Below are 18,837 nucleotides of genomic sequence, written 5' to 3' on the forward strand. Positions count from 1 at the left end.
GGGGCGTTGGCGCTTCGGTAGGGCAGGACGAACGGGGAGGCAGTACGTGGCTACGGCGACGGCGGGAACGGCGGCTGGAAGCAAACAGGGGTGGGGCAGGCGGCTCGCCGCCTACACCTGGCGGTACAAGGCCAATGTGCTGCTGGCCCTCGGATCCTCGCTCGGCGGCATGGCCGTCATGGCGCTCGTGCCGCTCGTCACCAAGGTGATCCTCGACGATGTCATCGGCGACCACACCAAGCCCATGGGGCCCTGGGCCCTGATGCTCATAGGCGCCGCGGTCCTCGTCTACGTGATGACCTACATCCGCAGGTACTACGGCGGCCGGCTCGCCCTCGACGTGCAGCACGACCTGCGCACCGACATGTACGACACCATCGCCCGGCTCGACGGCCGCCGCCAGGACGAGCTGTCCACCGGTCAGGTCGTGGGACGGGCGACCACCGACCTCCAGCTGATCCAAGGGCTGCTCTTCATGCTGCCCATGACCATCGGCAACTTCCTGCTCTTCGGGATATCCCTCGGCATCATGCTGTGGCTCTCGCCGCTGCTGACCGTCGTCGCGCTGCTCATGGCCCCCGCCCTCTGGTTCATCGCCAAGCGCAGCCGCAAGAAGCTCTTCCCCGCCACCTGGTACGCCCAGAGCCAGGCCGCCGCCGTCGCCACCGTCGTCGACGGGGCCGTCACCGGCGTCCGCGTCGTCAAGGGCTTCGGCCAGGAGGAGCAGGAGACCGGCAAGCTCCGCGACGCCGGCCGCCGGCTGTTCGCCGGGCGGATGCGCGGCATCCGGATGAACTCCCGCTACACCCCGGCGCTGCAGGCCGTACCGGCCCTCGGCCAGGTCGCCATGCTGGCCCTCGGCGGCTGGATGGCCACCAAGGGGCAGGTCACCCTCGGCACCTTCGTCGCCTTCTCCACCTACCTCGCCCAGCTCGTCGGCCCCGTCCGCATGCTCGCCATGGTGCTCACCGTCGGCCAGCAGGCCCGCGCCGGCGTGGAGCGGGTCTTCGAGCTCATCGACACCGAGCCGGTGATCGAGGAAGGGAAGCAAGAGCTTCCCGCGGACGCGCCCGCCACCGTCGAGTTCGACGACGTGCGGTTCGGGTACGACCCCGAGCGCCCCGTGCTCGACGGGTTCAGCCTCTCGATCGCCGAGGGGGAGACCGTCGCCCTCGTCGGTTCCTCGGGCAGTGGCAAGTCCACCGTTTCGCTGCTGCTGCCGCGCTTCTACGACGCCGACCGCGGCGCCGTCCGCGTCGGCGGCCACGACGTGCGCGAGCTGACCTACGACTCCCTGCGCGATGCCATCGGGCTGGTGCCCGAGGACTCCTTCCTCTTCTCCGACAGCATCCGCGCCAACGTCGCCTACGGACACCCCGGCGCCACCGACGAACAGGTCCGTGCCGCCGTCCGCGCCGCCCAGGCCGAAGGGTTCATCGAGGCCCTCCCCGCCGGGTACGACACCAAGGTCGGCGAGCAGGGCCTGACCCTCTCCGGCGGCCAGCGCCAGCGCATCGCGCTCGCCCGCGCCATCCTCACCGACCCCCGCCTGCTGCTCCTCGACGACGCCACCTCCGCCGTCGACGCCCGCGTCGAGCACGAGATCCACGATGCCCTGCGCGCCGTCATGGCCGGCCGCACCACCCTGCTCATCGCCCACCGCCGCTCCACGCTCGCGCTCGCCGACCGGATCGCCGTACTGGACCACGGGCGGCTCTCCGACGTCGGTACGCACGAGGAGCTGGAGCGCCGCTCCGCCCTGTACCGGCGGCTGCTCACCGACCCGGACGCGCTGGGCGCGGGCTCCCCGCGGACGCCCGAGGCGCCGCCGATGGAGGAGTTCGAGCGAGCCTTCGGCACGGACGTGGAGCGGGACATCGAGCTCGAAGCCGAGATCGACTCCGAGCCGGTCAACGCCAAGCGCCGCGTGGCCGGCGGGATCACCCCCGAGCTCTGGCAGCGCCAGGAGGAGGCGGACGAGAAGACCACCGCCCCCGCGGGGATGTCCGCCACCCCCGAGCTGCTCGCGCAGGTCGCCGCACTGCCGCCCGCCGACGACACCCCCGACGTCGACGAGACCCGCGCCGCGTCCGCCGAGGACAGCTACAACCTCGGCCGCCTGCTGCGCGGCTTCTGGGCCCCGCTCGCCATATCCCTCGGCCTCGTCGCCCTCGACGCCGGCTCCGGACTGCTCCTGCCCATCCTGATCCGGCACGGCATCGACCAGGGCGTCGAGGCGGCCGCCCTCGGCGCGGTCTGGGCGGCGTCCCTCCTCGCGCTCGGCGTGGTGCTGGCCCAGTGGGCCGCGCAGTTCGCCGAGACCCGGATGACCGGCCGCACCGGCGAGCGCGTGCTCTACGCCCTGCGCGTCAAGATCTTCGCCCAGCTCCAGCGCCTCGGCCTCGACTACTACGAGCGCGAGCTGACCGGCAAGATCATGACCCGGATGACCACCGACGTGGACGCCCTGTCCAGCTTCCTGCAGACCGGGCTCGTCACCGCCGTCGTCTCCGTCCTCACCTTCTTCGGCATCCTGGTCGCCCTGCTCGTCCTGGACGTGGAGCTGGCGCTGATCGTCTTCGCCACGCTGCCGCTGCTGATCATCGGCACCGTGTTCTTCCGCCGGAAGTCCGTGGCCGCCTACGAGCTCGCCCGCGACCGGGTCGGACTGGTCAACGCCGACCTCCAGGAGTCCGTGGCCGGCCTGCGCATCGTCCAGGCCTTCCGCCGCCAGCGCGCCGGCGCCGTCCGGTTCGCCGAGCGCAGCGACTCGTACCGCGAGGCCCGGGTCCGCGGCCAGTGGCTGATCTCCGTCTACTTCCCCTTCGTCCAGCTGCTGTCCTCCGGGGCGGCCGCCGCCGTGCTGATCGTCGGCGCGGGCCGGGTGGAGGCCGGCACGCTCACCACCGGCGCTCTGGTCGCGTACCTGCTCTACATCGACCTGTTCTTCGCCCCCGTCCAGCAGCTCTCGCAGGTCTTCGACGGCTACCAGCAGGCCACCGTCTCCCTCGGCCGGATCCAGGGCCTGCTGCGCGAACCCACCAGCACCCCCCGCCCGGCCGACCCCCGCCCGGTCCCCGAGCTGCGCGGCGAGATCGCCTTCGAGGGGGTCCACTTCTCGTACGGCACGGCAGAGGAGCGCGGGGAGAAGGAACCGGCGCTCACCGGCATCAGCCTGCGCATCCCCGCCGGGCAGACCGTCGCCTTCGTCGGCGAGACCGGAGCCGGCAAGTCCACGCTGGTCAAGATGGTGGCCCGGTTCTACGATCCGACCTCCGGCCGGGTCACCGCCGACGGGGTGGACCTGCGCGAGCTGGACCTGACGGCCTACCGCCACCGCCTCGGCGTCGTCCCCCAGGAGCCGTACCTCTTCCCGGGAACGGTCCGCGACGCCATCGCCTACGGGCGTCCCGACGCGAGCGACGCCCAGGTGGAGGCCGCCGCGCACGCGGTCGGCGCCCACGCCATGATCGCCACGCTGGACGGCGGCTACCTGCACACCGTCACCGAGCGCGGCCGCAACCTCTCCGCGGGCCAGCGCCAGCTGATCGCGCTGGCCCGCGCCGAGCTCGTCGACCCCGACGTCCTGCTCCTCGACGAGGCCACCGCCGCCCTCGACCTGGCCACGGAGGCCCTGGTCAACCAGGCCACCGACCGGCTCGCGGGCAAGCGCACCACCTTGGTCGTGGCGCACCGGCTGACCACCGCCGCGCGCGCCGACCGGGTCGTGGTGATGGACCGCGGCCGGGTCGCGGAGGACGGCACCCACGCCGAACTGCTGGCCCACGGCGGCCGGTACGCCGAGCTCTGGCGCACCTTCGCGGGCGAGGACGAGCCGGCCGCCGCGGCGTAGGGCGTGTCCCGCGGATCGGGCCGGATCAGCGGGCGGGGGCCTTGCGGGCGTGCAGGACGTGGCCCTCGAGGGGGAGGGGGCTGCTGTCCCGCAGCTGGAGGCCGGCGTCGGCGAGGAGGTCGGCGTAGTGGGAGGCGTGCCGTTCGCGGCCGCCCACGTTGCACGCCATGTGGAGGTCCCAGGCCGTGGCCAGCGAGGGGGAGTCGTCGGCGGGCAGGAGGCGCTCGACGATCAGGAGGTCGGCGTCCTCGGACATCGCGCGGGCGCAGTGGCGCAGGATCTCGCGGCAGCGGTCGTCGTCCCAGTCGTGCAGGATGCGGGAGAGGACGTACACGTCGCCGCCGGGGGGCGTGTCCGCGAAATCGCCCGCCCGGTAGTCGCAGCGGTTTCCGCAGCCCGCGGCGTCGAGGCTGCGGCGGGCGGCTTCGACGGCGTGGGGGCGTTCGAGGAGGACGCCGCGCAGGGTGGGGTGCGCGGCGAGGATGCGGGCGAGGAGTTCGCCGTTCCCTCCGGCGATGTCGACGACGGTCCGGGGCGAGGGGGCCGCGGCCGCGGCCGTGATGGCGGGGTGACCGGGCAGGGGCGCGAACATGCGCGAGGCGGCGGCCATCGAGCGGTCGAAGAGGTCGGCGAGCTCCGGGTCGCGGGCGAAGTGGTCGAAGTGGTTCTCGCCGAAGAGGTGGTCGAAGGCGGGCTGTCCCGTCCGCACGGTGTGGTCGAGCGCGGCGAAGGACCCGTAGAAGGGACCCCCGTACATCAGGGCCAGCGGGCGCATCGTGTCCGGGGAGTCGGCGCGCAGCAGGCGGCCGAGCGCGGTCAGGCGGAAGCCGTCCCGGTCCTGGGCCACGACGTCGAGCATCGCGAGGTACCGCAGGAGCGTGGCCAGGCCGCGGGGATGGGTTCCGGTCCGCCCGGCGAGCTCGGCGGCGGTGGTCGCGGCGGCCCGGTCCATGGCGTCGGGCAGGCGCAGGCGGGCGAACGCGGCGAGGGCCTGCGTGGTCCACGCACCGGTGAGCAGGTGCAGGAGCCTTTCGGCCTCCGGGGCCGCCACGCGGTGGCCGAGGTGCTCGGTGAGGACCGCGCGGTGGTCGCCGGGTGCGTAGAGCTCCAGACGCCGGTAGTCGCACGGGGAGTCCGCGGGAACGGTGAAGTAGAAGACGGTGCCGTCCTCGTGCTGGTTGTAGCCGCCGCCGTCGGGGGCGGCTCCGTGCCGGGCGAGGACCGCGCACAGCCCGCGCAGTACCAGCGGGTCCGGTCGCAGGATCTCGAAGGCCAGGTGTGCTTCGTGCCCGCGGGCGCGCTCGTACGCGGCGATCTCTTCCAGGTCCGACCCGGCCGGCACGGTCAGGGCGAACACCTCGACGGCCCGGCGTTCCCCCGCCGGACCGGGGACGTGGGGGCGCAGGATCCTCACGTCGAGCTCGGCCGCGTCGCGCCGGTGCCGCCGGGCGAGGCGGTCCCGTACGACGACGCTGGGGTGGGAGGGGGTGTCCCCGTCCAGTCCGCAGTCTCCGAACCGGGTCCGCAGGCTCACGGGATCCGGGGGGAAGAGCAGCAGCCCGGTGTGGGCGAACCGGCAGCGCGCGGCCAGCGCCCGCAGTTCCGGGCCGTGGAGGCCGGGCAGCAGGAGGGGCAGCAGGCTCGCGCTGTCGTGCTCCCTGACGAAGGCGGCCGCCGCGCGCAGGCGTGCCGTGTCGTCGAGGAGCATCGTTTCGTCGGGAGGCACCGTTGCGGCCGGGAGCAGCGCTTCGTCGGGAAGCATCGTTTCAGCGGGGAGCGTCGTCATCGCGGAATGTCCTCGGGGAGGCGGAGGGGATGGCGGAGGGGATGGCGGAGGGAATGGCGAGGGAGCCGGTGAGGGGGCCGGTGAGGGGGATCGTGTGGGTGCGGAGCCGGGGAAGGGCGGTCACACACCGACGTAGTTCTCGGCGAACCAGTCCTGGTGGGCGCGGGACGTGCGCAGGGACTCGAGGCGGGCGCGCCGCAGGGAGGCGTGGAACAGCCCGTCGGGTGTCGCGTGCAGCAGCCGGGTCATCCAGGCCGTGAACTCCTGGGCGCGCCAGATGTGCGCCAGGCAGCGGGCGGAGTAGCTGTCCAGCGCTCCGGTGCCGCCGCGGGTGAGGGCGTCGGTCAGGGCCCCGGCCAGGAGCTCCGCTTCGAGGACCGCGAGGTTCGCACCCTTCGCGGCGGCCGGGGCGGTCAGGCTCGCGGCGTCGCCGGCGAGGAGCAGCGAGCCGTGCCGCAGCGGTTCGACGACGTCGCACTCGAGGTCGACGACCCCGCGCTCCAGGATCGGGCCCTCGGTCAGCGGTCCGTGCCGCTCCGCGCCCATCCGCAGCCCCAGTTCCGCCCAGATCCGCTCCTCGGACCAGGCTTCCGGGTGGGTGCCGCGCGGGCACTGGAGGTAGTACCGGGTGACCTGCGGTCCACGCGCCATGTGTCCGGCGAAGCCGCGTCCGTGGAGCGCGTACCCGACGGCGTCGAGGCTGGGTGGAGCCTCGGCCAGCAGCCCGAGCCAGCTCACGCCGTGGTCGTGGTGGTGGTGGACGGCCCCCGCCGGGAGCGAGCGCCGGGCGGCGCCCCACCGGCCGTCGCAGCCCGCGATGAAGCGCCCGTCCCAACGGCCGGGCCGCCCGTCCACCTGCCGTGCGGTCACGTACGGCCGTTCACGCTCCGCGTCCAGGACGGCGAGCGCTTCGGTCTCCCAGTGGATCCGTCCCCCCGCGCGGAGATAGTGCGCGATGAGATCGGCGACCAGGTTCTGCTGGGGATATACGGTGTGCCGCTCTTCTTTTCCGAGGTTCTCGTAGTCGAGCCGGAACCGGACGTCCTCGGTGCGGAATTCACAGGATCCATGTAAGTGGCCATGGGTGCGCAGGCGGTCGGCGAGACCGTGCCGCTCGAGGATCCGCACCGTGTTCGGTGCGAGGAATCCGGCCCGGGCCCGGCTCTCGACCCGTGCGCGCGAGGAACGCTCCAGGACGACGCAGTCGACCCCCGTGGCCTGCAGAAGGTTGCCCAGGACCAGCCCGGCGGGCCCGGCTCCGAGGATGACCACGTCGGCCGACTCGCGCGCCGCCCGCCCATTCAGAGTCTTCGTCATAGAGCGGGAATCATAATCAGGGAAAAGGGCGAAGATGATCAAGCATCATTCGAATGCATCAATAGGATGAGAATCGGATCTTTCCCGGTGCGGGAAAAGCGGTGGCCGCTCTCCCGCGCTTCGTCGTGCCACGGGCCGAAGCGCGGGAGAGCGGCCTTTGTCCGCGGGCCCCGCCCGCCGGGGTCGAACGGCGGGCGCAGGGCTCAGAGCTCGCCGAAGAGCAGGTTCCCGGGGGCGTCCTCCTCGGTCCCGGTGTAGTACTCCCGTACCGCGCCGAGGAGTTCGTCCACGGACAGGAAACCGTCGTGGTCCGCGTCGATCCGGGCGAAGAGCGCTTCCGCGTCCGCGTGGCTCAGCTTCGTGTCGAAGGCCGTCTGGGCCTTCTGGAACTCCTCGGGGCTGATCCGGCCGTCGTCGTCCTTGTCGACCACCAGGAGCATCGCGTGCGCCATCGGGCGGAACGACTTGTCGTACGCCGCGCGGTCGTCCTGGAAGAGGCGGGTCATGCCCTGCTTGTACTCCTCCGGCGTGACCTTGCCGTCCCGGTCGATGTCCAGCTCGGTGAAGAGCTCCTGCCAGAAGTCGACCAGCCCGCCCATCACCTGGGTCGCCTTGGGGGAGGTCGCCGGCTCGCCGAGGGCCGACAGCAGGCGGGAACCGAGCCCGATGATGTCGTGCTCGTCGATCACCTGGTCCTGGTTGACGTCGAGGTGGGCGAAGGCGCGGTCCAGCTTGCGGTCGAGCAGGTCGTTCGTCATATCGGTGGCCTTTCACGGCTACGGTGCGGGGTCCCGCGTTCACCTAGCGTAATCTCCTGAGTGATCACGAACTCCCGTTATCCCGCTAGGAAGTTGTCGATGCACTCTTACGAGGTATGGGTCAACGGCGTCGAGGAGCCCGGCACCCGGTGGATCTACTGGCCTCGGGTGGGTCAACTCCTCCGCGAGCCGTTCGAGGTGCTCGGGCTCAAGGCCCGGCTGGAGCGCGGCGAGGACCTGCCGTACGACGACCGGCTGCTGGCCGGTCGCGTCGCCATGTCCACCCCCGAGCAGGGGCGGCGCGCCCTGGCCGCCGCCCGCGCCGCCCAGCCGGGGTGGGCGGGGATCCCGCTCGCCGACCGGCTGGAGCTGCTGCACGGCATCCACCGGGCCGTCGTCGGGCGGCGCGAGGAGCTGGCCGGGCTCCTGGTCGCCGAGGGCCACCCCGTACGGCTGGCCGCCTGGGAGCTGGACTCCGTCGCCGCCTCTTTCCACCCGGACTCCGTGGCCGACTTCGCAGCGCGGCTGCGGGAGCCCGAGCGGACCGCGGCCGGCCGCCGGACCCGCATGGTGCGCAAGCCGGACGGGGTGGTGTGCCTGAGCCCGCCGCGCAACGCCCCGACCTCCAACTCCTTCTACGGGGTGCTGGCCCTCGCCGCGGGCAACAGCCTGGTCGTCAACGCGCCGCCCACCGCCCCCCTGGGCGTCGGCTTCGTCTACCGGGAGATCGTGGCCCCGCTCCTGGAAGGGCTCGGTGCCCCGCCCGGCACCCTGAACGTCCTCTGCACGCACGCCCGCGCCGTGGTGCGCCAGTGGCTGGACAGCCCCGACTGCGACGACCTGGTCTTCTTCGGCGGCTCCGAGCAGGGCCTCAAGCTGGAGCGGGAGTGCGTGGCCGCCGGGAAGAAGCCCGTACTCGAACTGTCGGGCAACGACGGGGTGCTGGTGTGGCACGACGCCGAGGCCGATCTCGCCGCGCGGGCCCTGTGCGAGCGGTACTACGGCTCCGGGCAGATCTGCATGACCCCGAAGTTCGCCATCGTCCACCCCGAGGTGGCCGACCGGCTGCTCAAGGAGCTGGTGGAGCAGGTCCGGGAGATCCGGCCCGGTCCGCCGGAGGATCCGCGCACGGTACTGAGTCCGGTGGTCAAGCGGGCGGAGTTCACCGAGGTCCTCGGCGAGGTGCTGGCGGCCGGCGGGGAACTGCTGTGCGGCGGGGAGTTCGTGGACGTGGACGACGAGCCCTCGGCGGCGGGCCCCTTCATCCGCCCGGCGGTGGTCCGGGTGGACGGGCTGGCCGAGGCCGCCCGGCTGCGGGCCTTCCGCGAGGAGACCTTCTTCCCGCTGCTGTGCGTGGTCGTCCCCGAGGCGCCGGTCCGGCTGGAGGAGGCCATCGGCTTCCTCAACGCCAACCGCTACGGACTGCGCAACTCCCTGTGGACCCAGGACGAACGGGTCGTCGAGCGGTTCTGCGAAGAGGTGGTCAACGGCGGCATGCTGAAGGTCAACGACTCGCACATCGGCTGCCTGCCGGGGATTCCGTACAACGGCGGCACGGGGGCGACGGGCGGCATCTTCGGCGAGGCCAACCTGCCCGCCGTGCGCACCACCCACCTCCAGTCGATCGCCGTCGCCACCCTGGTCCGGCCGCGGGAATCGGTCTTCGACCACGGGACGGCGTGCGGAGCGGACCTCACCCCATGACCGGCTCCGCGGGCTCCAGCGGCTGAGTTTCTTTGTTCCACGCAACCTTTCGAGGGGGTTCGGCGTCGTACGAACGTACGCACCTGGTACGTACGACCGATGGGGGACAAGGTGTTGAAGGCGTGGAACCGGCGCGGGCGATGGGCGGCCCGCGCGGCGGTGGTCACGGCGACGCTGTGGCTGGGCGCGACCGGACTGCTGGTGGCGCAGCCGGCGTACGCCGCGACCGGCGGGTGCGCGGGGAACCTCGTGCGGACGCTGCCGTTCTCCACGGGCGAGGTGCGCGTGTACAAGACCCGCGACCGGGCCTGCGCGGTGGCGGTCGCCCGGCAGCCCGGTCAGCGGCGGTCCATGTCGGTGAGCATCCAGCCGCGCGGCGGCTACCCGGTGCGCGACGCGGGGCAATTCACCCGGTATGCCGGACCCGTCAGTGTCCACGCGATCAACCGCTGCGTGTACGTAAAGGGGAGCGTGGGGGGCGGATCCGTCGATTCCGGCTGGATCCTTTGCTGATGGAGCGTCCCAACTAGGTCTGTTCAGCCGCATGTTCCCCCGGCTAGGTTCACGGCGACCGATGTGAACTCATGGGGAGTGTGAATGCGCAAGAAGCTCGGATGGCTGCTGTCGCTCGCGGTGCTGATCGGCACCGCGGGTGCAGCCGGCACCACGGCGCAAGCGGCCACCGCCGCGGAACCGTCCGCCGTCACGGATGCCACCGCCACGGATGCCAAGGCCGCCACGGAAGACATCAAGGACCGGATCCTCGCGATACCGGGGATGAGCCTGATCGAGGAGAAGCCGTACCCCGGCTACCGCTTCTTCGTACTGAACTACGAGCAGCCGGTCGATCACCGCGCGCCGTGGAAGGGCACCTTCAAGCAGCGGCTGACCCTCCTGCACAAGGACGTCACGCGGCCCACGGTGTTCTTCACCTCCGGCTACAACGTCAACACCAACCCGCGCCGCAGCGAGCCGACGACCATAGTCGACGGCAACCAGGTGTCGCTGGAGTACCGTTTCTTCACCCCGTCCCGCCCCGACCCGGCCAACTGGGCGAACCTCGACATCTGGCAGGCCGCCAGTGACCAGCACCGGGTCTTCACCGCCCTGAAGAAGGTCTACAAGAAGAACTGGCTGGCCACGGGCGGCAGCAAGGGCGGCATGACGGCCACCTACTTCGAGCGCTTCTACCCGCGCGACATGGACGGCGTCGTCGCGTACGTCGCCCCCAACGACGTGGTCAACAAGGAGGACTCGGCCTACGACCGGTTCTTCGCCAAGGTCGGCACCAAGGAGTGCCGCGACAAGCTGAACGCCGTGCAGCGCGAGGCGCTCGTACGCCGGGTCCCGCTGGAGGCCAAGTACGCGGCCGCCGCCGCCGAGAACGGCTGGACCTTCACCACCGTCGGCAACCTCGACAAGGCCTACGAGGCCGTCGTGCTCGACTACGTGTGGGCCTTCTGGCAGTACAGCCTGCTCGCCGACTGCGCCTCCATCCCGGCCGCCGCCACCGCGACCGACCAGGAGATCTGGGACACGATCGACGCGATCTCCGGCTTCTCGGCCTACGCCGACCAGGGCCTGGAGACGTACACCCCGTACTACTACCAGGCGGGCACCCAGCTCGGTTCCCCCGACATCAAGCAGCCCCACCTCGGTGACCTGAGCCGCTACGGCTACCAGCCGCCGCGCAACTTCGTGCCGCGCGACATCCCGATGACCTTCCAGCCTGCGGCGATGCGGGACGTGGACACCTGGGTGAAGAACAACGCGAACCAGATGCTCTTCGTCTACGGGCAGAACGACCCGTGGGGTGCCGAACCGTTCCACCTCGGCTACGGGGCCCGCGACAGCTACGTGATGACCGCTCCGGGCGCCAACCACGGGGCCAACGTCTCCAAGCTCATGGAGGCCGAGAAGGCGCTGGCCACCGAGAAGATCCTCACGTGGGCCGGAGTCGCCCCGGCGACCACGCCCACCGGCGCCGCGAAGGCCGCGCCGCTGGCCAAGCCGGACGCGCAGCTCGACCAGCGCGACATCGAGCGCGAGCCGATGCTGCGCCCGTAGCTCCGTAGCTCCGTAGCTCCGTAGCTCCCTAGCGCCACAGGCGCGGACCCGAGGGGCCGCGGGAGGGGTACGGGGTCACCCGTACGCCAGCCCGTGGCCCAGCGGGTAGCGGCCCGGCACCGGGACCGGCAGGCGCCCCGCGGGGCGTACGGTCCCGGTGACCACCCGGGCCGCCGCCCGCAGCTCCACGTCCGTCCAGGTGTAGGTGGCCAGTTCGGCCGCACAGGCCGGCAGCCTGGCGGGGTCGTAGGGGTTGCGGATCGCCACCAGGACCACCGGTACCCCGGTGGCCAGCAGTTCGGTGACCAGGTCGCGTTGCGGGCTCTCGCCCTCGGGGACGTTGTACGTGCATACGAGCACGGCCGCGTTGCCGGGAGCGGCCGCCACGGCGCGGGCGGGCGGCAGGGCCGTCGCCCGGCAGCCCAGCGCGGACAGCTCCCGGGCCAGTACCGCGGTAGGGGGTCCCGTCGTACCCGTGGGGGAGACCGGGTCGGTCCCGGTGACCAGGAGCAGCGGCCGGTCCGCCGGATCCAGCGGCAGCAGCTTCACCGGATTGGCCAGCAGGGTCGTCGTACGGTCCGCGATCTCCCCGGCGGCCGCCAGGTGAGCCGGGATGCCGACCGCCGCGTCCACGGCGTCCGTCGCCCGGAACGCCTCCCCGTCCCGTGCCGCCGCGTCGAACACGCCGCGGCGGGCCTTCAGTTCCAGGATCCGCAGCACCGACTCCTCGATCCGGGCCCGCGTCAGCTCGCCCGACTCCACGGCCGCCAGCACGCTGCGCACGGCCAGTCCCAGGTCCGGCGGGTTCAGCAGCTGGTCGCAGCCCGCCTTCAGGGCCAGCACCGGGACCCGGTCGTCCCCGTACTTCTGGCGGACGCCGGCCATGTCGAGGGCGTCGGTCACCACCACCCCGCGGAAGCCGAGGCGTTCGCGCAGGATCCCGGTGACGATGGGCCGCGAGAGGGTCGCCGGATCCCCCGACGGGTCGAGTGCGGGGAAGACGATGTGCGCCGTCATCACCACGTCCACGCCCGCCTCCACGGCCGCCCGGAACGGCGGCTCGTCCAGCTCCTCCCACTGCGCGCGCGTGTGGGTCATCAGCGGCAGCCCGACGTGGCTGTCGGTCCCTGTGTCCCCGTGTCCCGGGAAGTGCTTCGCCGTGGCGGCCACCCCGGCGCCCTGGTAGCCGCGGATCTGGGCCGAGACCAGGGCCGCCACGGCGTGCGGGTCGGAGCCGAAGGACCGTACGCCGATGACCGGGTTGGCGGGATCGACGTTCACGTCGGCCACCGGGGCGTAGTTGTGGCGGATGCCCATGGCCGCCAGCTCGGCGCCCGCGATGCGCGCCGCCCGGCGGGCCTCGGCGGTGGACCCGCCCGTCCCCAGGGCCAGGGCCCCCAGCGCCATGGCTCCCGGGAGCAGGGTCGCGGGGCTGCCCACGCGGGCGACGGCGCCGTGCTCCTGGTCGACGGAGAGCAGCAGCGGGATGCCCGCGCCGGAGTCCGCGGCAGCCCGCTGGAGCCCGGCCGACAGCTCGGCGATCTGGCGCGGGGAGCGGGTGTTGTGCGCCCAGCCGAAGTAGACGATCCCGCCGAGGTGGTAGCGGGCGACCAGCTCGGCGGGGGTGCGCACCCCGAACTTCTGCTGGTTGAGCGCGGCGTCCTCGGGATCGGGCCCGGTCGCGGCATGCCCGTACGCCCGCGACACGAAGAGCTGCCCGACCAGTTCGGCCAGGCTCATGCGCGCCATCGTCTCGCGCGGCCGGATCCGGGGCGCCGGACTGCGCCGCGGTGCGCGGTCGCCCGGCCGGGGATCGTCGGGGGCCGGGCCGCCGGGGTTCCGGGCGGGGCCCACCGCGGCCGACGCGGCCCCCGCGGCGGTGACGGCGGCCACGGCGGCCACGGTGAGCAGGGTCCGGCGGGAGGCGTGGTTCGGCACGCGCCGGACCCTACTGCGGGGCAGGGTCCCCGGAGCGGCGGACACTCGCGGGGTCCCCCGGACGGGGGGCGACGCGGGGCCAGTGCTCGCGCAGGGTCCGGACGGCCTCGGTGATCGCCGGCCGGCGGGCCGCCCCGGTCCGCCACAGGGCGTACAACCGGCGTACGGGGCCCGGCTCCAGCGGTACGGCCACCGCGCCGGGCGGCAGCGTCCCGGTCCCCAGCCGCGGTACGACGGCCACCCCGAGCCCGGCGGCGACCAGCGAGACGATGGTGTGGTTCTCCTCGGCGACGTGTGTGATGTCGGGCTCGAACCCGGCCGTGCGCAGGGTCCGTACGAGCCAGTCGTGGCAGACCCGGCCGGGCGGCTGGCAGACCCAGCGCTGCCCGCCCAGGTCCGAGCGGTGGATGACGTCGCGGGAGGTGAAGGGGTGCCCGGCGGGCACGAGGAGGTCGCAGCGGTCGTCCCCGATCACCGCCTGCTCCACGCCCTCGGGGGCGGGCAGCGGGGCGATGTCCCAGTCGTGGGTGACGGCCAGGTCGGTGACCCCGCGCGAGACCAGGTCCATCGAGAGGTGGGGGTTGATCTCGGTGAGCCTCACCTCCAGGGCCGGGTGGCGGTGGGCCAGGTCCGCGAGGACCCCGGGGAGCAGGCCGCGGGCGGCCGAGGCGAAGGCGGCGACCCGCAGCCGGCCGATGGGCTGGCCGCGGGACTCCTCCAGCGCGGTCTCGGCCTGCTCGGAGATGGCCATCAGCCGCTGGGCCGTCTCGGCCAGCAGCTTGGCCTCCTCGGTGAGGGCGACCCCGCGGCCGTGGCGTTCGAGCAGGGTCGTGCGGGTTTCCCGTTCCAGCTTGGCGATCTGCTGGGAGACGGCGGAGGGGGTGTACCCGAGGGCGGCCGCGGCCGCGCCGACCGAGCCGTGGACGGAGACGGCGTGCAGGGCGCGGAGCCGGGAGAGGTCGAGCATGCCGGTCAGCTTAGGGCGTGCCGTTCGGATCGGGCCGGGCCCGCGTCGTCCGGCACGCGGATCGCTGGATGAAGCTCTGCTACATCCGACCCTGAAGACATCTGTGCTGGTGCTAAACGGTTGTTGAGCCGATGCTCGGAGCATGCGACCCATGCACACCGCCCTCGCGGTCCTCGTAGCCGCGGTCTGGGGTTTCAACTTCGTCGTCATCGAGTTCGGGCTCGGATCGTTTCCTCCGCTGCTGCTGTCCGCCCTGCGCTTCCTGGCCGCGGCCCTGCCGGCGGTGTTCTTCGTCGGGCGGCCCAAGGTGGCGTGGAAGTGGGTGATCGCGGTCGGCGTGGTCCTCGGCATCGCCAAGTTCGGGCTGCTGTTCTCCGGGATGGACAACGGGATGCCGGCCGGGCTGTCCTCGCTGGTCCTCCAGGCGCAGGCGGTGTTCACGGCGGTGTTCGCGGCCGTCGTGCTGAAGGAGCGCCCGGGCCGGCTGCGGATCGCGGGCATGGCCGTCGCCTTCGCGGGGATCGCCGTGGCCGCCGTGGACGAGGGCGCCTCCGGACCGGTGCTGGGCTTCACGATGGTGATCGCGGCCGCCGCGTGCTGGGGCGTGTCCAACGTGCTGACCCGCAAGGCCTCCCCACCCGACGCGCTGAACTTCATGGTGTGGGTGAGCGTGGTGCCGGTGCTGCCGCTGGCGGGGCTCTCGCTCCTGCTGGAGGGGCCGGAGCGGGACCTGGCGGCGCTGCGCGGGCTCGACTGGAGCGGGGTCGGCGTCATCCTGTACCTCGCCTGGATCACCACGGTGTTCGGCTTCGGGGCGTGGGGGTTCCTGCTGCGCACCTATCCCGCCTCCTCCGTGGCCCCCTTCTCGCTGCTCGTGCCCGTCTTCGGGATGAGCTCTGCGGCGCTGGTGCTGGGGGAGGGCGTGAGCGGGCTGCGCTGGGTGGCGGCCGTGCTGCTGGTCGGCGGCGTGGCGGTGACCTCGCTGGTCCCCGCGCAGCCCCGGGCCGCGGCGGTGGCGCAGGCGGATGCGCACGTGGCGGCGCAGGAGGCGGACGCGAAGGCCGTGGAGCAGGCCGTGGACGCGCAGGCCGCGGAGGTGCCCGTGCCGGGTCCCGACCCGGTTCCGCTTCCGGCCGCGGGTGCTCGCTAGCGGAGGGCTTCCGGCTCCCCGGCCGCGCCCGCGCGACCGGGGAACCGCGGGCTCAGACGCCGTTGAAAGGCTCCTTGCCCAGCAGATATCCGGCGTGCAGCCGGTTGCGGGCTCCGATGCTCTTCATGATGCTCGCAATGTGGCGTTGGCAATTTCGCAACGATATCCCGACGACGTGCGCTATTCGATTGTCCGATTCCCCCTGGATGAGGAGCGAGACGATGGTCTGCTGAATGTCGGAGGTAATGGCCGCGCGCGCCGGGCGGTCGTCATCCGAGGTGAATTTCTCGGCCGCGCTCCAAGCCCGCTCGAAAGCCTCCACAAGGAATGAGACAAGGTGGCTGTTTTTCGATACTGCCGCACCGTGGGATCCGTCCGAGAGCGGCAGGATCGCCACTTCCTTGTCGAAGATGATGCAGCGCGGAAACCCGTGCGCGAGCGTGCAGACCTCCGCGCCGAGCGGCGCCACCCGCCCGACGAAGGACGCGGTGGCCGGGCTGAACCGGGCCGTGTGCTGGTACAGGGTCCGCATCCGTACGCCGCGTTCCAGCAGCCGTTCGGTGCGTTCCAGGCTCTCCTCGAGCACCTCCGTGTCCCGGGCGCCGCCGGGCTGGGAGGTCATCACCTCGGTGCGGCAGCCGACCGCGAGGCCGGAGATGAGTTTGCGGACCTCCGCGACGCCCGGGATCAACTCCAGTGCCGCACTGTCCTTCAGGTGCGCCGTCGCGAGGGTCAACTGATCCAGTTCCCCGCGTAGTTGATCGAGGAAGGTCTGGTTCTCGTTCAGGTCCTGCTGTGCCGGGTTGAGGACCTTGATGCGCGCGTGGTCCACGGGGTACGGGGTGTAGATGCCGGTCACGGGGCACTGGGTGAGCAGCCCCAGGGTGTCCAGTGACGCCGCGGCCTCCTCCACTTCCCCGGTGGTCATGCCGAGGGCTGTGGCGGCCGTGTCGCACGTTGTTCCCGGTGTCCGTGCGCAGAACCGGTAGAGACGGTCTCCGGCAGGGGTGAGCCGGGGCACGGGAAAAGGGTGGACTTGTCTGATTGTGTTCAATTCATCCCCCTGTCATGTTTTCGCCAGCGGCAACATGATCCCAGAAAGGGATGGATCCGGATGTCGTGGAACGGACAGGATGAGGCCGAAGCTGATCCGGACCGCAAGACATCTCGAGGGGCAGGCAAGCATGCCACGTATAGCGAGTTTCCTCATCGCCATTGCGGCAACTTTCGCGGTGACCGTCTTTCTTGCCCCGTCGACCGGTGGTGTGGCGAACCTCGCCGGCGCCACTGGTCCGGGTCAGGTAGTCAACGATCTCGGCTGGGGATGAGATGCCTCGTAGTAAGTCGTACAACACGTACTCCAACCTGCAACGCCCTGAGTTCCGCAAGCGCGTCGACGAGCTCCTGCTGAAGTTCGAGCGGGACTTCTACGAGCGCAGCGCGGGCGCCGACGGCATGCTCGACAAGGAGAAGTTCGACCTCGAGCTGTACAAGCGCCACAACGTCGAGACGATGATCCGGATCGGCCTCAAGCGCGCCGTCGACCCGCTCATCGCCAACTACTGGGCCACCAGGGACCCGCAGCTCTGCAAGGAGTGGGGCCTGTACGGCGCGGAGGAGGGCCGCCACGACCGCATGTTCGCCGGCGACCTGCACAAGGTCGGCATGACGGACGAGGAGATCTACGCGATCCGTCCGACCTTCGCCACCGAGCTGCTCAACGGCTACTTCTACTACACGATGGCCACCGAGGGTCCGCTGGCCGCGATGATCAGCGGCTTCTACCTGGAGTACATCGCGGGCAAGACGCAGCCCGACTGGCTGGACATCATGGAGCAGCACGTCGGCGCCGCCAACACCAAGGGCGCCCGTGCCCACCTGGCCCTCGACGAGGACGACGACCACGTCGACATGGTCTGGAACCTCATCATGCGCGTCATCAAGGACGAGGCCGACGAAGAGCGTTTCGTCGAGCACCTCATCAAGATCAACTCGCTGTTCGTGTCCTACTTCGTCGAGGTCTACGCGGCCACCGTGCTCGGCGCCGGCGCCGACGCCTCGCTGCTGACCCAGGCGGCACCGGCCGCCGCCGTACAGACCAACCTGCAGACGAAGGCCACCGCTTCGGTCTGACCGACCGGCCCCCACCTGCCGGCGACGCTCTGAAGGCCGAAGCGCCGAAGGGCCGGCATTCCCGCAGTCCGGCGATCCCGGGCATTGCGTTCCAGATGTGCCGCACGGCCCCCACGGGGGGCAGTGCCGCGATGTCCGGGGTCCGGCTGCTCCACCCGTCTACTCACCAAGGAAGACGATGCACTATTCATGGCCTCGCGAACTGTCCGAACAGGACATGCGCGAAATGATCGAACTGATGGACGCCGTCGCGGTCAAGGAGATGACCCTCGGCTTCTACGAACCGGTGGGCCTGGAGAAGGGCCTGCCCCTCATGCGGGCCTTCGAGGCCGATCTGCGCAAGGGCGCCGTCGACCTCCTCCACGTCCGCAACGACGAAGGCCGCATCGTCGGCATGGTGACGCTCGCCCGGGCCCCGCTGCCCGCCCGGCGCCACATCGTCGAAATGCGCCGTTGCGTCGTGGCCCCCGACTACCGCGGGCAGTTCCTTCTCGAAGGCTGGGCCGAGGCCCTGCGCAAGGTCGGCGAGATGGGCTGCGACGTCATCACGCTCGAAGTCCGCGACGACGGCCCCTCCGTGCTCTGGCAGCGCCTGGGCTTCCGCGAATACGGCCGGCTGCCCGACTACGCCCGCGCCGACGGCCGTCCCGTCACCGGCTTCTACATGCACGCCCGGCTCGCCGACATCACGGCCCACTTCGAGGCCACCGGCACCTGGCTGCACGAGGTCGAGTCCGACCGCGTCGCGGTCGCGAGCTGACCCCCCTCCCCACCGGCGGGCCGTGCACGGAGCACGCCGTACGCGCACCGTGCCTGACGCAGGTCCCGCGCACCGTGCCTGACGTACGCCCCGCGCACCCGCATCCGCGCCACTGCTGAACACTCCTCCTGACCGCCGCGCGGCCCGAGCACGCCGTGCGGTCCCCGCACCGAGCACGCCGTACACCGCCGCGGGCCGATCCGCCCGTGCGCCACGGCCCCTCGCGGCCGGCCGGCCGGTGCGACGCCTCCCGCCCCACCCACCGCTCTCACCCCACCCACCGCCCGCCGGGGCGCACCGGGAGCGGGGCCCCGCGGGCGCCGGGGCCCCCCCCCCCCCCCCAAAGGGCCACCCAAATACAAAAAAGCCCACCAAAACAACAACCGCCACAACAAAAAACTCAA

At 71.9% G+C, this 18,837-nt stretch carries 13 protein-coding genes; 7 read left to right on the plus strand and 6 right to left on the minus strand.

Going from position 1 to position 18,837, the window contains the following annotated elements:
• Positions 1–46: 46 nt before the first annotated feature.
• The gene (locus tag ABZY57_RS06675) at positions 47–3,853 is read left to right on the plus strand and encodes an ABC transporter ATP-binding protein (RefSeq protein ID WP_356508812.1); all 3,807 of its coding nucleotides are present in this window, start codon (positions 47–49) and stop codon (positions 3,851–3,853) included.
• Positions 3,854–3,878: 25 nt separating this feature from the next.
• On the opposite strand, the gene ABZY57_RS06680 is transcribed toward ABZY57_RS06675, so the two are convergent.
• From ABZY57_RS06680 to ABZY57_RS06690, 3 genes are all read right to left on the minus strand, one after another.
• Positions 3,879–5,639, minus strand: a complete 1,761-nt coding sequence (locus ABZY57_RS06680; RefSeq protein WP_356508814.1) for a methyltransferase — start codon at positions 5,637–5,639, stop codon at positions 3,879–3,881.
• 120 nt (positions 5,640–5,759) lie between these two features.
• Positions 5,760–6,956, minus strand: a complete 1,197-nt coding sequence (locus tag ABZY57_RS06685; protein WP_356508816.1) for a 4-hydroxybenzoate 3-monooxygenase — start codon at positions 6,954–6,956, stop codon at positions 5,760–5,762.
• Between the two features lie 203 nt (positions 6,957–7,159).
• On the minus strand, positions 7,160–7,714 hold the full coding sequence (locus tag ABZY57_RS06690; RefSeq protein ID WP_356508818.1) for an EF-hand domain-containing protein: 555 nt from the start codon (positions 7,712–7,714) through the stop codon (positions 7,160–7,162).
• A gap of 99 nt (positions 7,715–7,813) precedes the next feature.
• Between ABZY57_RS06690 and ABZY57_RS06695 the strand changes: the two genes are divergently transcribed.
• The 3 genes from ABZY57_RS06695 to ABZY57_RS06705 all read left to right on the plus strand — a co-directional run bounded on the left by ABZY57_RS06695 (position 7,814) and on the right by ABZY57_RS06705 (position 11,485).
• On the plus strand, positions 7,814–9,418 hold the full coding sequence (locus ABZY57_RS06695) for an aldehyde dehydrogenase family protein (RefSeq protein WP_356508820.1): 1,605 nt from the start codon (positions 7,814–7,816) through the stop codon (positions 9,416–9,418).
• A 99-nt stretch (positions 9,419–9,517) separates the two neighbouring features.
• A complete protein-coding gene (locus ABZY57_RS06700) occupies positions 9,518–9,931 on the plus strand; it encodes a hypothetical protein (RefSeq protein ID WP_356508822.1) in 414 nt (137 codons plus the stop codon).
• 84 nt (positions 9,932–10,015) lie between these two features.
• Positions 10,016–11,485 (plus strand): S28 family serine protease, encoded by a 1,470-nt coding sequence (locus ABZY57_RS06705; RefSeq protein ID WP_356508824.1) that lies wholly within the window; start codon positions 10,016–10,018, stop codon positions 11,483–11,485.
• A gap of 75 nt (positions 11,486–11,560) precedes the next feature.
• Here the strand turns inward: ABZY57_RS06705 and ABZY57_RS06710 are convergent, their stop codons facing one another.
• Complete coding sequence (locus tag ABZY57_RS06710) at positions 11,561–13,423, minus strand: glycoside hydrolase family 3 N-terminal domain-containing protein (RefSeq protein ID WP_356508826.1); 1,863 nt, start codon at positions 13,421–13,423, stop codon at positions 11,561–11,563.
• A gap of 10 nt (positions 13,424–13,433) precedes the next feature.
• Positions 13,434–14,390 (minus strand): LysR family transcriptional regulator, encoded by a 957-nt coding sequence (locus ABZY57_RS06715; RefSeq protein ID WP_356508828.1) that lies wholly within the window; start codon positions 14,388–14,390, stop codon positions 13,434–13,436.
• A 142-nt stretch (positions 14,391–14,532) separates the two neighbouring features.
• Here ABZY57_RS06715 and ABZY57_RS06720 point away from each other — a divergent pair, with 142 nt between their 5' ends.
• Entirely contained in the window at positions 14,533–15,540 is a 1,008-nt protein-coding gene (locus tag ABZY57_RS06720; RefSeq protein WP_356508830.1) for an EamA family transporter, read from the plus strand.
• A gap of 52 nt (positions 15,541–15,592) precedes the next feature.
• Here ABZY57_RS06720 and ABZY57_RS06725 read toward each other — a convergent pair whose 3' ends face one another.
• Positions 15,593–16,468: a LuxR C-terminal-related transcriptional regulator gene (locus ABZY57_RS06725; RefSeq protein ID WP_356508832.1), complete on the minus strand. Its 876-nt coding sequence runs from the start codon at positions 16,466–16,468 to the stop codon at positions 15,593–15,595.
• A gap of 401 nt (positions 16,469–16,869) precedes the next feature.
• Between ABZY57_RS06725 and ABZY57_RS06730 the strand changes: the two genes are divergently transcribed.
• Positions 16,870–17,673 (plus strand): hypothetical protein, encoded by an 804-nt coding sequence (locus tag ABZY57_RS06730; protein ID WP_356508834.1) that lies wholly within the window; start codon positions 16,870–16,872, stop codon positions 17,671–17,673.
• Between the two features lie 217 nt (positions 17,674–17,890).
• Positions 17,891–18,433, plus strand: coding sequence for a GNAT family N-acetyltransferase (locus ABZY57_RS06735; protein WP_356508836.1), 543 nt, complete (start codon positions 17,891–17,893; stop codon positions 18,431–18,433).
• Positions 18,434–18,837 lie beyond the last annotated feature (404 nt).

Source organism: Streptomyces sp. NPDC006450, from assembly GCF_040612195.1.
Taxonomy (GTDB): Bacteria; Actinomycetota; Actinomycetes; order Streptomycetales; family Streptomycetaceae; genus Streptomyces.